General features: G+C 47.0%; 15 protein-coding genes and 1 riboswitch. Of the genes, 4 read left to right on the top strand and 11 right to left on the bottom strand.

All coding sequences use genetic code 11. The features are described from left to right. Window positions 1–23: 23 nt before the first annotated feature. Window positions 24–1,016, bottom strand: a complete 993-nt coding sequence (locus tag HYN46_RS10110; protein ID WP_114899269.1) for an ABC transporter substrate-binding protein — start codon at window positions 1,014–1,016, stop codon at window positions 24–26. A 182-nt stretch (window positions 1,017–1,198) separates the two neighbouring features. Here HYN46_RS10110 and HYN46_RS10105 point away from each other — a divergent pair, with 182 nt between their 5' ends. Further along, complete coding sequence (locus HYN46_RS10105) at window positions 1,199–2,068, top strand: phosphodiesterase (protein WP_322887808.1); 870 nt, start codon at window positions 1,199–1,201, stop codon at window positions 2,066–2,068. A 46-nt stretch (window positions 2,069–2,114) separates the two neighbouring features. Here the strand turns inward: HYN46_RS10105 and HYN46_RS17475 are convergent, their stop codons facing one another. The 10 genes from HYN46_RS17475 to HYN46_RS10060 form a co-directional block, all read right to left on the bottom strand. Continuing rightward, window positions 2,115–2,513, bottom strand: coding sequence for an allophanate hydrolase-related protein (locus HYN46_RS17475; RefSeq protein ID WP_228254795.1), 399 nt, complete (start codon window positions 2,511–2,513; stop codon window positions 2,115–2,117). Window positions 2,514–2,560: 47 nt separating this feature from the next. Next, window positions 2,561–3,937: an allophanate hydrolase gene (gene atzF / locus HYN46_RS10100; RefSeq protein ID WP_228254794.1), complete on the bottom strand. Its 1,377-nt coding sequence runs from the start codon at window positions 3,935–3,937 to the stop codon at window positions 2,561–2,563. After that, window positions 3,937–7,581: an urea carboxylase gene (gene uca / locus HYN46_RS10095; RefSeq protein ID WP_114899268.1), complete on the bottom strand. Its 3,645-nt coding sequence runs from the start codon at window positions 7,579–7,581 to the stop codon at window positions 3,937–3,939. The genes atzF and uca overlap by 1 nt, the downstream gene beginning before the upstream one ends. Next, window positions 7,574–8,284 (bottom strand): urea amidolyase associated protein UAAP2, encoded by a 711-nt coding sequence (locus HYN46_RS10090; RefSeq protein WP_114899267.1) that lies wholly within the window; start codon window positions 8,282–8,284, stop codon window positions 7,574–7,576. The genes uca and HYN46_RS10090 overlap by 8 nt, the downstream gene beginning before the upstream one ends. Before the next feature lie 4 nt (window positions 8,285–8,288). Continuing rightward, the gene (locus HYN46_RS10085) at window positions 8,289–9,104 is read right to left on the bottom strand and encodes an urea amidolyase associated protein UAAP1 (protein ID WP_114899266.1); all 816 of its coding nucleotides are present in this window, start codon (window positions 9,102–9,104) and stop codon (window positions 8,289–8,291) included. Between the two features lie 106 nt (window positions 9,105–9,210). After that, window positions 9,211–9,387: riboswitch (guanidine-I (ykkC/yxkD leader) on the bottom strand. A 107-nt stretch (window positions 9,388–9,494) separates the two neighbouring features. Beyond that, a complete protein-coding gene (locus HYN46_RS10080) occupies window positions 9,495–10,127 on the bottom strand; it encodes a glutathione S-transferase (RefSeq protein ID WP_114899265.1) in 633 nt (210 codons plus the stop codon). A gap of 74 nt (window positions 10,128–10,201) precedes the next feature. Then, a complete protein-coding gene (locus tag HYN46_RS10075; protein WP_114899264.1) occupies window positions 10,202–10,837 on the bottom strand; it encodes a LysE family translocator in 636 nt (211 codons plus the stop codon). A 45-nt stretch (window positions 10,838–10,882) separates the two neighbouring features. Further along, window positions 10,883–11,332, bottom strand: a complete 450-nt coding sequence (locus tag HYN46_RS10070; RefSeq protein WP_228254793.1) for a GNAT family N-acetyltransferase — start codon at window positions 11,330–11,332, stop codon at window positions 10,883–10,885. 27 nt (window positions 11,333–11,359) lie between these two features. Continuing rightward, complete coding sequence (locus tag HYN46_RS10065) at window positions 11,360–12,613, bottom strand: patatin-like phospholipase family protein (protein WP_114899263.1); 1,254 nt, start codon at window positions 12,611–12,613, stop codon at window positions 11,360–11,362. A 278-nt stretch (window positions 12,614–12,891) separates the two neighbouring features. Continuing rightward, the gene (locus HYN46_RS10060; RefSeq protein WP_114900708.1) at window positions 12,892–13,704 is read right to left on the bottom strand and encodes a cytochrome C assembly family protein; all 813 of its coding nucleotides are present in this window, start codon (window positions 13,702–13,704) and stop codon (window positions 12,892–12,894) included. 248 nt (window positions 13,705–13,952) lie between these two features. On the opposite strand from HYN46_RS10060, the gene HYN46_RS10055 reads away from it, so the two are divergent. The 3 genes from HYN46_RS10055 (at window position 13,953) to HYN46_RS10045 (ending at window position 17,119) form a co-directional block, all read left to right on the top strand. Beyond that, a complete protein-coding gene (locus HYN46_RS10055; protein ID WP_114899262.1) occupies window positions 13,953–14,195 on the top strand; it encodes a hypothetical protein in 243 nt (80 codons plus the stop codon). Between the two features lie 239 nt (window positions 14,196–14,434). Continuing rightward, window positions 14,435–15,868 (top strand): signal recognition particle protein, encoded by a 1,434-nt coding sequence (ffh, locus tag HYN46_RS10050; protein ID WP_114899261.1) that lies wholly within the window; start codon window positions 14,435–14,437, stop codon window positions 15,866–15,868. A gap of 165 nt (window positions 15,869–16,033) precedes the next feature. Further along, window positions 16,034–17,119, top strand: coding sequence for a hypothetical protein (locus tag HYN46_RS10045; protein WP_114899260.1), 1,086 nt, complete (start codon window positions 16,034–16,036; stop codon window positions 17,117–17,119). Window positions 17,120–17,166: the final 47 nt, after the last annotated feature.

Raw genomic sequence — 17,166 nt, 5'->3', positions numbered from 1 at the left:
CATAATTTCCAAAGAGAGTTTGATTACTTTCCTTGGACGAGCTTGGGATCGATATAGCTATCTACGTTTTGAGCCGTACGATAAATCCCCTGATTCACATTAAATTTGTCGACAAAATAAGTTGATCCATAGAGGGATTTAAAGCCTTTCGCTTTCACCATGACGGCTTGATTATCAGCAAGATTCAAGAGGTGGGTGCCATACAGCAGTTTCTTATAAGATTCAGGCGTGATGCCTCCACCAGAGCGCTGGGCCATAATTTTTAGAGCGTCGGACTGAGTTTTGGGATCGTTGATGTAGGTCACAACCTTATCCCACACCTGAGTCAGTTTGATCCAATCGGCACGATTCTTATTCAGACTATTCGGGCTGACAGCCAGCACATCGTAGATCAATCCCGGCTCATCAGCGGAGGTATAGAGAGGGTGAGCACCGGCTGTGGCTTTGAGTGCTTGCCCTGCGACGGGTTGCCATGCGCCAATGGCTGAGACACTGCCAGAGGCTAAGATTTGTGGCAGTTCATTGGTTTTTGCGTTGACGAGCTTGATAGCATTTTCTGCAATCCCGGCTTTTTTTAATCCATTGATTAAGAGCAGATGATCGACTAGCCCAGTTTCGACGGCGACCGATTGACCTACGAGATCTTTTAGCGATTTGATTCCGGCTTTGCCGATGATCATGTCATTCCCGCTAGAGTAGTCAGTGGCTAGAATCATGGTTCCTCTACCACCAGCAGATCCTGTTACCAGCGTATCGCCATTGGTTGCGAGTACTGCATCTAGTTTTCCTGCTGCGAATGCCTCAAGCGAAGCCGAGTAGTCAAACCACTGAAAGGATGCATCGACCCCTGCTTGTTTGATCCAGCCTTTATCAATCGCAATCTGCCATGCAACCCATCCTGGCCAGTCGCTATAGCCAATTTTAAGCGGTGCGGCATAGGCGGTGCTTATGGTCGAGCATAAAATGGCACTGATCAAGAATGTGCGCCGTGTAAATTTTGGACTCAGCAAAGACATGACAGTGACTCCCCGTAAAACAGCCAGTATTACTAAAATATAAAATAGTAATATTAGTAAGCAAAGGCTATGCCAACGACGATTAGTGTTTTAACCGTCGATATTTCAGGTAAAAAGTCATGAATTGTCGTTGAGTCAATCTGAATTGGGTCGCGGCGGTTTGTTTTGGTGCGCGTTTTGCAATGATTGAGTACATCGCTGTGCAAGCAAATAGTTGCGGCGTTCAATTGACGACTCCAATCAAGCAGAGGTATCCCATGCTTATCGCACAACTCTCAGATATTCATGTTCGACCGAAAGGAGTGTTATATAAGGGGGTGGCAGACTCGAACCAAATGTTTAGCGATGCGATCAAACATTTAAAGCACCTTGATCAGCGTCCTGATTTTGTTTTACTGACTGGAGACTTGGTGGATGAAGGAGATCCCGCAGAGTACTCACATTTGCTTGAGTTGCTGAGTGAGCTAAGCATTCCTTATGCAGTGGTGATGGGCAATCATGATCACCGAGAAAATTTTCGTGCGGCATTCTCAGCACATTCGTATTTACCTCAGTCAGGTCCACTGCATTACTGTATTGATGATTATCCTGTGAGAATAGTCGTCTTGGATTCCTGTGTGACAGGGGAGGATTATGGTCATATTGATGCTGAGGGCTTAAGCTGGCTTTCTGCAGTCTTGAACGAGGATGCCTATAAGCCTACGATTATTGCGCTACATCATCCTCCCATCGTTTCTGGTATTCCTTATATGGATGTTTATCGTTATATAGACGCCGAGCCTTTAGCCAAGATTCTGCGCCGTTCTTCCAATGTTGAGGCCGTGTTGTGTGGTCATGTCCATCGGTCTATGGCCAAGCGCTGGGCTGGGACAATGGTCGTGACCTGTCCCAGCACCACGACAGAGATAGCTTTACAGTTAAAACCCGATGCCGAGCCACAATCCTATAGTGGGCCACCAGCCTGTATGTTGCACCTTTGGCATCCTGAATCAGGGTTGGTCAGCCATACAAGCTATATAGGTGTATATCCCGGACCTTATCCTTTTGCTTGACCTGCGATGCACAGCATTTGCATAAGGCAGCAATCAGAGCGGTCAATTATCCCAAGGATTGAATATAGTTTCGCCAGCCACCAACATCGCTGATGTCCTTTGCACCATCCAAAGCAAAGGGTTCGCAGACAAAGCCCGATACGAGTGAGCCATCTGCAAGTTCTACTTTACCAATACCAAGAGGGGATGGGATATTATTCACAAAATCCCCAAAACCCGCTGCGGGCAGTGACCAGACCTCGACGGGTATAGCAACACCGTCCTTGACTACACGTACCATGCCAGGGCGAAATGGTGGGCCACCAGCGAGTGCATAGAAGCGATACTTGGCCGCAGATTCAGTAGCCTTAACCAGCACTCCCCCGCGCTCGGTGAGTTGCGGGTTTAAGACCATCCCAGAGAGATGTGCTCCGCAGACAACGATTTGAATGTTTAAGTCTGTCATAAATAATTCCACGTTAAGGGTGAGTTCTATGCAACGCGTATGGGAGACTAAGCCTGCCAGCGTTTAGCGAGATCCAATAAGTCCCAATCCAGTCCGGCCTGAGCGAAGAACGTGATACCGAAAGGCAAGTTATCTTCACGACGACCAGCGGGAATGGCGAGTGCTGAGTAGTCGAGTAGGTTCATAAAGTTGGTGTAATAACCCAGATTACTATTGAGCACCAAGGGGTTTTCCTGCATTTGATCGATGGTGTATATCGTTCCTGTCGTTGGAGTCAGAATGGCATCGACGCTATTTAAGATGTCATCACACTGCCGTTTGAAACTGGCTAATTTATAAAATGCATCAAAAGTTTGCACAGCGGTGATGGATTGTGCGGGTTCAACAATCTGGCGAATGACGGGGAGTATTTCTTCGGGTCTTTGAGTCAGTAAATCTGCAATCGCATGATAGCGTTCAGCAACCCATGGGCCGGAATAGAGCAGATTGGCTGCGGTGATGAATGGCGAAAAATCAATATCAACCAGTTCAAAACCTTTGGTCATCCCGTCGATTTTGGCTTGTTCAAAAAGCTGCGCATAGCCATCATCACCAAAAAAATTCAACTGATCTGCACGAGGCACGCCAATTCTTTTGATGACTGACTGGGTCGTGTGGGCAAATGGTTTACTGTAGCTATCTGCGGCGTCAAATTCAGCGCTGACGTTGAGGACGCTTTCGGCATCTTCAGTCGTTAGCGCAAAGATCGATATACTATCAAGCGTACGACAGGCAGGTACAAGCCCAGAACTGGAAAGTAAACCACAACTCGGCTTGACACCGATCAGTTCGTTGAAGGCAGCCGGAACGCGCCCTGAGCCTGCGGTATCGGTTCCCAGCGCGAAACTGGCCAATCCGAGTGCAACGGCCAATGCCGATCCTGAACTTGACCCACCAGAAATATAGCGGGTATCGATGCTATTTTTCGCAATGCCATAGGGTGAGCGAGTGCCATTGAGTCCTGTTGCGAACTGATCAAGATTGGCTTTACCCAGAGGAATGGCGCCGGCATCAATCAGCTTCTGGACGACAAATGCGTTCTTTTCAGGCGAGTAGGCAAATGCCGGGCAAGCGGCTGTGGTGGCAAGTCCTACGGCATCGATATTGTCTTTAATCGCAAAAGGGATACCGTAGAGCGGTAAGCTTGCAGGGTCTTTACCGTCTAAAGCCTTCGCGATTTCTATCAGTGTTTGATCATCAAAACGACTGATCCAGACATTATGACTACTGCTATCAGTGATAGTGCAGTCATCTTGTGCAAGTAATGGCAACAGTGCCTGAATGAGTTCAGAGGGTTTAAGTCCTTTGGCATAGGCAGTTTGAAGCGTGCTAATGCTCAGATCGGGAACGATCTCGAGCGTTAGACGATTTTGTTTAATTGTCATTAGACAGCCTCCAGAAGAACCAGTAAGTTTTGTCCACCACCGACTTGTACACCGGGCTGTGCTAAAACCTGACCGATGATGCCATCACGCGCGGCGACAATCGGAAATTCCATTTTCATGGATTCTATGATCAGCAGTGTATCGCCTGCGCGGACAGTATCTCCTGATTTGACTTGAACCTGCCAGATATTGCCGGGCACATGTGCGGCAATGGCATCAGCCCCGTCTGGAATCTTGAGTGCATCACTATCGGGTATCGGCGCGTCTGCTTCACTGATATATTCCGCTTGACCACTTTCACGCCAGCGTTCGCGCTCAGCATAGAATGAATCTTGTTGCACCGTTTTAAATGCGGTAATGCTCTCTGCATTTTGCGTCAAGAATTCATTGTATTGGCGGAGGCTAAGCTCACCTTCTTCAATTTTTACTCGCATGCGTCCTGCTGCAAACTCACGGCGCATGTTGAGTAGTTCTTCTTCACTGACTTCATAAAAGCGAATTTGATCGAAGAAACGCAGTAACCACGGTTTACCTGCTTCAAATTCTGGGGTTTCGCGATAGCGATTCCACATTTGAATGGTCCGACCGACAAATTGATAACCGCCGGGACCTTCCATGCCATAGACACACATATAGGCACCGCCAATGCCTACGGCATTTTCTGGGGTCCATGTCCGGGCAGGGTTATATTTGGTAGTGACCAAGCGGTGACGTGGATCAAGTGGGGTCGCAACAGGGGCACCCAAATATACATCACCGAGTCCCATGACTAAGTAGCGGGCATCGAAGACAATTTTTTTGACATCATCAATGGAGTCTAGACCATTAATGCGGCGGATAAATTCGATGTTACTGGGGCACCATGGCGCATCAGGTCGAACCGATTGCATGTATTTTTCAATCGCAAGACGGGTTTGAGAGTCGTCCCAGGCCAGTGGTAACCAAACTGTACGCGATGGCACGACCATTTCATCAATCGCGGGGAGTTCGTGCTCTGCTTGTTTGAGTCGGGTCAGCAGTTCACTTTGCGGAAGCAAAACGGCGTCATAGTGAATTTGTAGCGAGCGGATACCCGGTGTCAGATCAATAATGCCGTGGATCAGATTTGCATCTTTTTGCTGATAGAGCCATTGCATCAAGGCATGAACGCGGAAACGTAAGTTCAGATCTAAAACCAGCGCACCGTACTCAACCAGTAGATAGTTATCTCCAGCCGGACGATAGACCACATCTGGTGCACCATCATGTCCGTCATAAGTACTGAGAATAGCCGACTGAAGCGTTTCAAGTTCAGCCGTGAGCGTGGCATGGAGTGGTTCTTGGAGACTGCTCAGTGCTTGGAGCTGTTGACTTTCCAGTGCATCGGTTTGTGCTTGGCTGATGGGGATAAAACGTACCGTATCACCGGGGCGTAGTTGTCCTAACTTCCAGAGCTCAGCTTTGACCACTACGGCAGGACAGACAAAACCACCTAAGCTTGGGCCATCTGGTCCCAGAATAACGGGCATATCACCCGTAAAATCAATGGCGCCGATAGCATAAGCGTTATCGTGGATGTTAGACGGATGCAGCCCAGCTTCACCCCCATCACGGCGCGCCCATTCGGGTTTAGGGCCATTTAAGCGAACGCCAGTCCGGCTGGAGTTGTAGTGAATTTCCCAGTCCGTACCAAAGAACATCTCAATGTCTGCAGGGGTAAAGAAATCAGGTGCGCCATGCGGTCCATAAAGCACGCCAATTTCCCAGTGATGACCATACGTAGGTTGTAAACTTAAGGGTAGAGCGGTCGATTTTGTCGTTTGAGCAATAGGCAGTGCTTTGATTGGTAGCATGTCACCCAAACGCAGATTACGCCCTGCATGTCCGCCAAATTGACCCAGCGTAAAGGTCGATTTACTCCCTAAATAATCAGGCACATCAATGCCACCATGGACTGCAATATAACTGCGGCATCCGGTGACCATTCGACCGAGTTTAAGGACGCTGCCTGCTTTGATTGCGATAGCCGTCCACATGGGTATGGCAACATCATCAAGAAATACGGGCAGCGGTGCACCTGTAATGCACACGCGACTATCCGTATAGAACTTAAGCGTTGGCCCACTCATGGTGCACTCTAAACCCGCTGTCCCCTCGGGATTACCTAAAAGTAAATTGGCAGCGCGCAGCGCAAGAGAATCCATCGGGCCTGATGGCGGAACGCCGACATCCCAATACCCCAGTCGTGCAGGGTAATCTTGTACTGAGGTTTGTACACCCGCTTCCAAGACTTCAATCCGTTTTGCCTGATAGCTAAAGTCGTTTAAATAACGCGTTGTTTGCAATCCTTCTTGAAAGATATCTCCCGCGATAATTTCACTGACGTAATCCAAATTGGTTTCAATACCGGACAAATGGGTATCGGCAAGCGCATGCTGGAGTTTGGTCATTGCTGCTTCGCGGTCTTCAGCATAGACAATGATTTTGGCAACCATGGGATCATAAAAAGGCGGAACATTTGATCCGCGCATGACCGCAGCTTCAACCCGTGCAGCGGATGGGTCTGGAAAGATTACTTCAGTCAGTACACCCGATGAGGGCTGAAAATTACGTGCAGGATCCTCGGCATAGACGCGGACCTGAATTGATGCACCTTTAGGCTGTGGCGCAATAGCCGGTAATTGTAAGTCGCCACTGGCAAGAAGCACCATCCACGCGACCAAATCAACGCCCGTCACTTCCTCCGTGACACCGTGTTCGACCTGCAAGCGCGTATTAACTTCGAGAAAGTAAAACTCCTGACTCTGGGCATCCATAACGAATTCAACCGTACCCGCTGAACGATATCCGATGGACTCCATAAGACGCACTGCCGTCGCTTGAAGACTCGCGCGCTGTACATCAGACAGATGCGGAGCAGGGGTTTCTTCAATGACTTTTTGATTACGACGCTGCACGGAGCAATCGCGCTCTCCCAAAGCCAGCACCTTGCCTTGACCATCTCCAAAAATTTGCACTTCGATATGACGCGCAGCTTGGACATATTTTTCCAAGTAAAGGCCAGCATCTTTGAAGTTGGCTTTAGCCAGTCGGGAAACCGATGCATAGGCATCATCAAGTTCACTATCTGCCCAGATCAAGCGCATGCCAATACCACCACCGCCTGCAGTACTTTTAAGCATAACGGGATAGCCAATTCGTGTCGCTTCGGTACGAGCTTCATCGAGATCAGCTAAGAGTTGGCTTCCAGGGAGCAGTGGTACGTTACTTTGCAGGGCGAGCTCGCGAGCTGTGTGCTTAAGGCCGAAAGCCCGCATTTGATCGCCAGTTGGACCGATAAACGCAATGCCATTGGCTTCGCATTCATCTGCGAAAGCGGCATTTTCAGACAGGAAGCCATAGCCGGGATGGATGGCCTGTGCGCCAGTCTGCTTCGCAACTGCTAAGATTTTGCTTGCTTGCAGATAGCTTTCGCTAGCGGGTGCAGGTCCGATACAAACGGCTTCATCCGCCAGACTCACGTGCAGCGCATCATGGTCGGCTTCAGAGTAGACTGCGACGGACTGAATACTCAACAGTTTGAGGGTGCGAATAATGCGACAGGCGATAGCACCGCGATTGGCAATCAGAACTTTGGTAAATTTACTTTTAGGCGAGTTAGGCATGGTTTGTCGCCTCCCAAGTCAAAAGCTTGATCGGTGTCGGGTTGTAACCATTACAGGGATTGTTGAGCTGTGGGCAGTTGGAAATGAGCACGATGAGGTCCATTTCAGCGACGATCTCCACATATTTCCCAGCACCAGAGATGCCATCGGCAAAATAGAGTTCTCCATCAGGCAGCACTGGGACATTCATAAAGAAATTAATATTTGCACCAATATCACGCACATCTAAACCAATTTCTTCTGCAAGGGGGAAGGTGGTCAGTGCTGTCATAAAGTTATCACGGCATGAGTGCATGGGGCGTTTTTCCATGGCGTAGCGCACGGTGTTACTTTCACTTGCACATGCACCGCCTAGCGTGTCATGACGACCACAGGTATCCGCACTGATTGTCGCCATCACTTGTGCATTGCTCGAATACAGTTTGGAGCCTAAGCCTAAATAGAGTTGCCCAGATTTTTGCACGGTATGCGCAGGGCTGTAGCGCTCTTCCAGATTGTTGGCATTAAAGAATAGCGTATCAACCGCTTGATTGCCTTCCAGGTCCACAATTCTAAAGGTTTGTCCTTTTGCGACCCGTCCCATCCACGGTTCACCGGCAGCACAGATTTCACTGTTGATGGCTGTTGCTTCGGTCAGGGGACTTTCTTTCAATGGTGCAGAAAGTTTAAAGGATGCAGGGCTGGTGATTGATTTAATTTCCATTTTCTTATGCTCCTGCTTGGTTAGACGAATGAAGGCTACTGGCTGGCATTGCGGCAAAATAGCGTTCCGTGTTTTGAAAGCCGCGTCCATTTTGTTCGCATGAGGTGCGACAGACATCATTTGCTGCGACGGGTGCAGCCGCAAAGGCAGACAAAAGAATGGCGGCAGGATCATAAGTTGTCGCAGGGTCTAGCGGGTGGGGTGCAGCGGAGAGAATCACCAGAGTATCCATCTCAAAGCGCAGTTCGACGATATCTCCAGCTTGAGCGTGATCAGCATTCCAAATCAGTTTACCCGTATCATCTGCGGAGACTTTGCTGAAAAAATTGACATTGGTGACAAGGTCACGTTTGCCGAGTCCCCATTTACCCATTTCGATCAGTAAACCTTCGCGTCCACTACGATACATACCGTTACGCGCTGCACCAAAATCGCGCAAACCGTATTGGGTTTTGATCTGTTCTGCATCACTGACCCCGCAGAACGCATCATTCCAGCCAGTAGTGTCTGTGACAACCGAACAGAGAATGCGTCCCATGTCTGAATAGCAGACATGACCACGGGTTAAAAACGCAGTGTGCTGGGCTTTAAGGGTGTCTGGTGCATTGTAGCGTTCGAGTTTTTCTTCGGCATTGAAGAAGAGAGCAGCAAGGTTAGCATCTGCAGCTTGAGCCGTCAGACGGAGTACTGTGCCACGGCGGATACGTGCGGACCAATGAAAACCGCCAGGAAGTAGGTCTTCCCATAAAGGGTTTTGATTCGCAGGAATAATAGATAAAGCAGCTTTTTCAGCAGTTGTAAGAGATGAACGTGATGACATGGCGAGACTCCAAAGCGTTAGCATGAGAGAGGACGTGCCATTCAGACATTTGACATGTAAAAAATCGCATACGACTTACATAACAAACATTCGATGAATGACGTTAATCTCCCGGGCTTTTGTCCCGCCGTGTAATGTGCGATAAACAGTGCTAAACAAACATGTTATTGAGCAATGCTTCATTCACATCGGTTGCTCTCGGACCAGTCATTTCGCATGATTGCTTTTCTGCTTAAGCAGATTGAAGGCATCATATTAAATCGGAACCCTAGCGACCTTTTTTGAAGCAGAAGACCACAAATGTGTCCTCTCATAGTTATTATAAAGCAAATTCCAAGCCAGTCTAGAGACTAACGTGGTGTAAATTGAATCAATCAACACTCAATCAGGTTATGCCTGTGTTTGAACGCCGGGTCCAACGGGTGGGTATTTTTTGAAGACAGGTAATTGTTCGGCATTAGTCGAGAGTGTCGTTAACGCAGGGTAATCAGCTGCAATCAAAATATCTGGCAACATGCTATAAATAAACTGCCAAGTAACCGCTGATGTAAGCAGTGACTGGTTTCTTTCAATCTGTTCAACAGGATCATGAAGCCCCGCAATTAAGTGTTCCAGCTGAGTCATTGCGGCAATCAGTTGGCCCTGTACACGATCCAGCCATGGCTGAAATTGCTTTTCAGTCGGACGTAAGCTTTTCTCATAGACGTATTGTGCCGTTTTCTCGCAGGCAGCCAAAGCCAGTCCAGTGATTTGTAGTTCTTTTTGCAGTGGATGAAGCTGAGTGGATTTTAATGAGCGACCAGATACGGCTTCTGCATATTCGATGATCAGCGAGGAATCCATCAGCACAGTCCCCTCATCACAGATGAGGGAAGGGGCTTTAACGACGGGATTGATCTGTTGAAATTGCTCAAATGTGCTAAATACCGAGATGGCGTGATGTTCAAAAGAAATACCAAGTAGATCGAACGTAATGGCTGTACGTCTGACATAAGGGGAGTCCAGCATTCCAATGAGTTTCATCACTATCTCTCTTTTATATATTCAATATCATGGTTTGTCTTTAATCCATTTACGATAACGAATTGAATCATCACTTACCATTGCCACACGAGCTTGAGTGCAAATGCGATCAGCACGATACCCATGATGCGTTCAAACCAGTGACCTTGTTTTAAAAATGCTTGGCGAATTTTATCTTGCGAAAACAAGATGCTGACCAATATAAACCATAGCGCAGTCACGATACACATCCAGACCCCATAAAAAATCTGCACCGACATCGGGGTAGTGGCACTGATCAGTGTGGTGAAGATGGCGAGAAAGAACAACGTCGCTTTTGGGTTTAAGGCATTGGTAAAAAAGCCTGTTAAATATGCGCCACGCTTGGCCTGATTGGCTAAGGCGAGATTGTCCAAGTCACTCTCAGAGCCTGTATTGGCTTGGCTGCGGATCAATTTCCAACCTAAATAAAGCAGATAGATGGCCCCTAGAATTTTGACGCCGTGCAAGATTTGCGGTGAGGTATGCATCAGAGCGCCTACACCCAGTAGGGTATAAAGCACATGGATTGAAATTGCAGAGCCGATGCCAAGCGCAGTGAGTTGACCCACGCGTCGACCATAACGGATAGTCTGACTAATCGTCACCGCAAAGTCTGGGCCAGGAGCAATGAGTGCTAAGAAATGAACCAAAGCAATGGTGAGAAATTCTGGGAGGTACGTTGAGATCATTCAGGCAACAGCTTATCAGGCAAAGAGTAAAGAAGTGATGAAGGGTTATTGAGTGCGCAGTGATTTTTTCATAAAGAAACGGGAAAAACCCATCGGGTAATCTTCCAGTTGCCCAAAACAGCTGTAACCTAGGCGCTCATAGAATGCGCGTGCCTGAAACTCAAAGGTATCGAGCCACGCCCCATGACAGCCGCGCTCTATTGCTTCTTGCTCTGCAAGATTCAGGAGCTTTGTGCCAAGCCCTTGACCACGTAGCGATTCTGGGATGACAAACAGCTGGGTAAATAACCAGCCACCGCCTGTTTTTCCCCATAGTCCGCCAATAATTTGTTCATCTGCGTCTTTGATCAAAATCGCTAAAGCGCGAGTGCTACTGAGTCCTGCTTGACTTATATTGTATTGGATCAGTGGCGTCGCAATGGCTTTTTCCATTTCAGCAGTGACGGCATCAGTCAGTGTGATGGTGTAGTCCACAGGATGATTTGCTGCACTCAAAATTTTTGTCCAGTCAGTTAAAATTAATCAGTCCTTAACTTTAACATCATCTCGCAAAAAGTGCTCGATTTCATCGACCCGTAATCCTGCATCGTGATATCCCAATTGAATCAACTCTCGGGTGAATGAGGAGTCAAAGAGTAGGAAACTGGTTAAATCCGCACTCTGAGCATCGGGGCGCCCCAAGCCATCCATCAAATAACGGATGCTTTTCGGCATACGATGTTCTAGTGTTTTGGCAATAATGGCGATATCAGCAGATGGGGAAACCACTAAAGGATTGACGATCCGCATTGGCTCTGAAAGCGGTGATGCGATCCGATGTCCTTCAGGGATTTGTTTCTCGAGCTCCTGATAGGCTCTGACAAAGTCATTCATGCGTTTTAAATGATCAAGATCAGCATCAAGATGATCCAGAAAGATGGCATTCATGAGCGTTCCGCAGATTTGTGACAGCGGTGGGCGCTGTAATTGAGTCACATAATCATCATCGGTTGAAAGCTCAGAACGGAGCAAGCTGTCAGCAGATTCTTGACAACGTACACCAATCGCAAATAAACGTTGAGCACCCAATCGGATGGCTGGGCTCAGTGGTGTGGTTAAGCGCATTGCCCCATCGCCAAAGTAGGCAACAGAGTCACCTGTTTTAAGGGGGATGGGCTGAAACACCAGTGGAATTGCGGCAGATGCAAGAATGTGATCGACGGATAGATGTGTGGGCAATGCCACACGGCGGCTTTTATTCCATAAAGGATGACCGAGTTGACCTTGAATAAAAGTAAAGGCTTTGCCTGAATGATAGCCTGTCGCTGTCACACCGAATGCGTATAAGTCGCCACGCTGTATGGCTTGATCAATTCCCGCAAACTCTAGACTGTTTTCTAGAAAAGCACGTAATGGCGATGCATCAACAAAGGATTTTAGTCTTCCTGCTCCCAGTAAACCGCCCAAGGTAAAGTCCAATACCGCTTGCGCGCCTGTACGAGCAAGAGAAGCAGGATCGTAGCGAAAGACCTGTGATGAATTTAAATTAGACCATAGTTTGACCAGCAGTTTTGCACCTGCGGTGACGTTTGAGTTATTAGCCGCCATGGCCGCACCATTCAATGCGCCAGCGGATGCACCAGTTATAATCTTGAAGGGCGAGGGCTTGCCTGCAAAAGCAGGAATCTCGCTGACTCGCTTCAATACCCCCGCATGGTAGGCACCGCGTGCTCCACCAGCCGTTAATACGAGAGCGGTCATGTTATCGGGTGCGTGCTTGGGAATGGGTTTTGACATGGGCTTCTTCCTAAAGTCTTAGAATAGGTTGTGCATTCATTCATCAAGATCGTCTAATGTCATGCAGCAAGTCTTATGCCAGTTAAAAGGTTTCATTCACTTAGAATACAAACTGTTGTCGCTTTCAAGACCTTAAATGGTAGGTGATCAGTGTCAAAGATCAGCATTAATCTTTGATGACATGAAGCCTGTAGATCGCAAATTATTAAAGAAAGCTCTTTTATCGAATTTTTATGCTGTGGAAGCTATTTTTATTCTATGGAATTGGCGTTTGAGGATCAGGCGATTTTTAAAATCATCTCAAGTACAAACTTACTGCCAATGAATCCTATGAGCAATAAACTAAAACCCCATAAAGTGAACGTCACTGCACGCTGTCCGCGCCAGCCCATACGCCAGCGACCCACTAACAAAATACCAAACGTTAACCAGGATAAAATACTCAGTACCGTCTTATGGACAAGATGCTGCGCCATGAGGTTTTCAACTGAAACCGCCCCTAATAGTAAGGCTGCAGTCAGTAAAACAAAACCGAGTAATAACATATCAAAGAGCAGTGATTCCATGGTTTGTAAAGGGGGGAGAATGGACACCCAAATTCGACGTTCAGTTTTATGCTTGAGTTCACGGTTCTGGACATGGAGCAAAATTGCCTGAATCGCAGCCATCAGCAGCACACAATAAGCAGCAAGCGACAAAATAATATGACCTTCCAACCCGTGCCCGATGGTTGCCAAAGGCTGGTAAGGTGCTTGCCATAAAGCGCCAGCTAAGAGACCCGCCACAGCAACAGGAATGCCCAGTAAATTCAGACCAAGTACTGGGCGATAGGTACTGAAGGCAAGAGTCAGCGTCAGCATCAACCAACTGGTGAGTGACAAGATGTTAAACAGATTAAAGTTTACGCCTTGTGGCGTAATCAAAGCAGGTAACAGAATAAAAGCGTGAAGAACAAGACCAATCAACAACATCGTCAAACTGGCCATGCGTCGCGGGACTTTTTTATTCAGCAGATGAGATAGCAAATGCCAGAAAGTACCCGCGTAGGCAATGAGTGCAACCACAAGTGCAACAATCTGCACGGTTGTCATTTCTGGGTGATACCCCTGTGTATTCAGCGTTTCAGTGAGGGCACTCATGCCATTGATTCATCGTCTAAACTAAAATAGGATTCAAGCAACATAGTAATACGGCATTCCCTTCTTACGATATGTATTTTACCAAATACACTCAGAAAATTAGCTCAGCAAGCGAATAGTATGGGTAGTATAAAGAGTCAAATGATTTTGTGAACAGGCGATTAAGCCATATTCTGATATTTTCATCGAGGCGACTTTCCATGAGTCTAGAACCAAATCACTCACTACAGGCACATTCACATCCAAGTGCCCTAGAGCGCTCCCGTCATGTTGAGCATGTTTTGGGTCAAATGCGTGAAGGGCTTGGTGATGTTACGCAATATAGCAGCCAAGAGCTTTATGACATGATCTCTTTTTTTAAAGAGTTTTGCGTCTCCTTAGAGGATCAGGCGATGAGTCAATCACCAGATGAAAATGTGCCAATTCGTGATGAGTTGCGATAACTGAGATGAAAAATTAAACAATAAGGTCATCCTTTAAGATGACATTGTCGATAGCGTTGCTATTTAATCCGCGATGAATACGTTAAAATAGCCTTTTAAAAGTTATGTTGATCCTCAATAAACAATATACATGGCGCGATCATTTCTGGCTGCACTTCTGGAGCTTGTTCAAATCACGGTGTAGATAGCACTTTTTACCATTATTCGTTATTCGATTCGTTATAGGCTCGTAGCACATTATGTTTGATACATTAACCGACCGCTTAACCCAAAGTCTGCGCAATATTTCAGGCTCAGGTCAACTGACTGAAGATAATATTAAAGACACGTTGCGCGAAGTGCGCATGGCCCTTCTAGAAGCTGATGTGGCATTGGCAGTCACGCGTGAATTTATAGAAAAAGTTAAAGTGGAGGCCCTTGGACAGGAGGTTCTCAAGCAACTTTCACCGGGTCAAGCGTTCGTCAAAATTGTTTTTGATCAGCTGACCTTGATGATGGGTTCGGCGAATGAAAGTCTCGATTTAAGAGCGAAGCCGCCGGTTGTTATTTTACTTGCAGGTCTGCAAGGGGCTGGTAAAACGACCACCGCTGGTAAACTTGCACGGTTTTTGAAAGAGCGTCAAAAAAAGAAAGTGATGACTGTTTCAGCCGACGTCTATCGTCCGGCCGCGATTGAGCAGTTACGTAGCGTATCCGCCGATGTAGGCGCGCTTTTTGTTCCTTCATCTAGTGATGAAAAGCCTTTAGCGATTGTTCAACGTGCCATTGAGCAAGCCAAAATTCAGTTTGCGGATGTATTGATTGTCGACACCGCAGGCCGTCTACATGTTGATGAATCGATGATGGATGAAATCAAAGCGCTGCATGCTGCGATTAATCCCACTGAAACGTTGTTTGTTGTTGACTCGATGACGGGTCAAGACGCGGCCAATACGGCAAAAGCCTTTAACGATGCTTTGCCGCTGACGGGTGTGATCCTGACTAAAACTGATGGTGATGCGCGCGGTGGTGCGGCATTGTCCGTACGTGCGATTACCGGTAAGCCGATTAAATTTCTGGGTATGGGCGAGAAGCTTGATGCACTTGAGCCATTCCATCCAGAGCGTGTGGCCCAGCGTATCCTCGGCATGGGTGACGTGCTATCGTTGGTTGAAGAAGTCGAAAGGAATATCGACAAAGAAAAAGCCGAGAAGATGGCGAAGAAGCTGCAAAAAGGCGGCAAATTCAATCTTGAAGATATGATGTTGCAGTTTGAACAAATGCGTTCCATGGGCGGTATGGCAGGCTTTCTGGATAAGCTCCCCGGCATGGGCGGTTCAGGCATGCAGCAAGCTTTGGATCAGGCGAAGCCTGAAGTGGCTATGAAAGGTATGGAAGCCATTATCCAATCCATGACCATCAAAGAGCGTCGTAATCCAGAGCTGATTAATGCGAGTCGTAAGCGTCGTATTGCAGCAGGCTGTGGTAAAGAGATTCAAGATGTAAACCGCTTGCTTAAACAACATGAGCAAATGGCAAAAATGATGAAGAAACTAGCTAATCCGGCTGGCATGATGAAAATGATGAAAGCCATGAAGAATATGGGCGGCGGCGGTGGCTTTGGTGGGATGGGAGGCATGGGCGGTGCTGGTGGAGCGGGCGGCGGTGCAGGACCGTTGTTTGGTGGTAAGTAGTCTTTCTATTGACCCGCAGTTTATTGCCGATTGATTGGCCAATATTTAAATATGATTTAAATTGGCTCCAATGGTATATTTTTTGTAATTGATGAACTATGCTCAGAAGACGAACCAACTGGTTCGTTTTTCTTTGTTTATTATAATTACGCAGAGTATATCTTGATGAATTTAAAATTAGCAGTCGTAAGCTTATCTGTACTAAGTTTAGTTGCTTGCGGCGGCGGAGGGGGTGACAGTTCACCAGCCCCCGTTGTCACGCCACCCGTTACACCCCCTACTAGTTATACGCCTGTTCCTGTTAAATCGGGTGATACGTATACATTCAGTGGAGTCGGTACAGCCAGTGATGGAACGACGGGAAGTAGTACTTCAACTGAACAAGTTGCCAGTATTAATCCTGCTAATGGAAATTATGTTAAGAACCTATTTGATAACAACAAAGAATTGAGCTCGATTCGAGTTTATGATGCTGCAAATGGACAACTAACTGATAATGCTTGTACAATTTCTCCATCAATCAAAGAAGTTGTTTTTCCTGCACATGTGGGGCAAACATTTAATCAAACGGCAGTAAATACTTGTCCACTCCAAAATTCAACCGCCAACCAAATTATTAATTTTAATGCTTCAGGGCAAGTGCTGTCTTACGAAAACATTACTGTTCCTGCTGGAACATTTAATACCCTTAAAGTTCAAAACAAAGTTGTGATTACCAATGGGGTGGGGACAGGGTTAGCAATTGATCCCCATACTCAGGACCGGACCTGCTGGGTGGATATTGTTACGGGTGTCAATGTTAAATGTGATCTGGTTAATACCTATACACCAGCTATTTCATCAACGTATCTTGCAAAATCATCAATTCAATTAACATCAGTGAGTCAGGCATCTGCCGCAGCCTTTACATTAACGGGCAGTACTGCTGGTAATCCCTCTGCTTATTTATACGCTATCCCAGGTTACACGACCCTGCTTGCAGCAAATGTCGGGAAAAACTTTGAGCTTGATACCACACAACCTGTGGCTTGGTCGATGATCACCGGCACTAACACGGTTAATCTGTCTGGTGGCAATACAACGATCAGTTATAACGGTGTTTCTTTCTCAGTTACGACCACAGGTACATCGTTAATCGTATCGACATCATATCCAGCCAAGCTGCCAAATACGGTCAATTTGACATTCAAAGCTGCTTTGGTATCTGATAAAACTAAGATCGTGACCGTGAATATCTTCCTCAATCCATAATGGATTAAGTCATTGTTCTAAATAAAAAATGCCGCTTAATGAAGCGG

The sequence above is a fragment of the Aquirhabdus parva genome, from assembly GCF_003351745.1.
Lineage (GTDB): Bacteria > Pseudomonadota > Gammaproteobacteria > Pseudomonadales > Moraxellaceae > Aquirhabdus > Aquirhabdus parva.
Note: the sequence above shows the minus strand (reverse complement) of the source record. Positions and strands in the feature narration are given on the sequence as shown.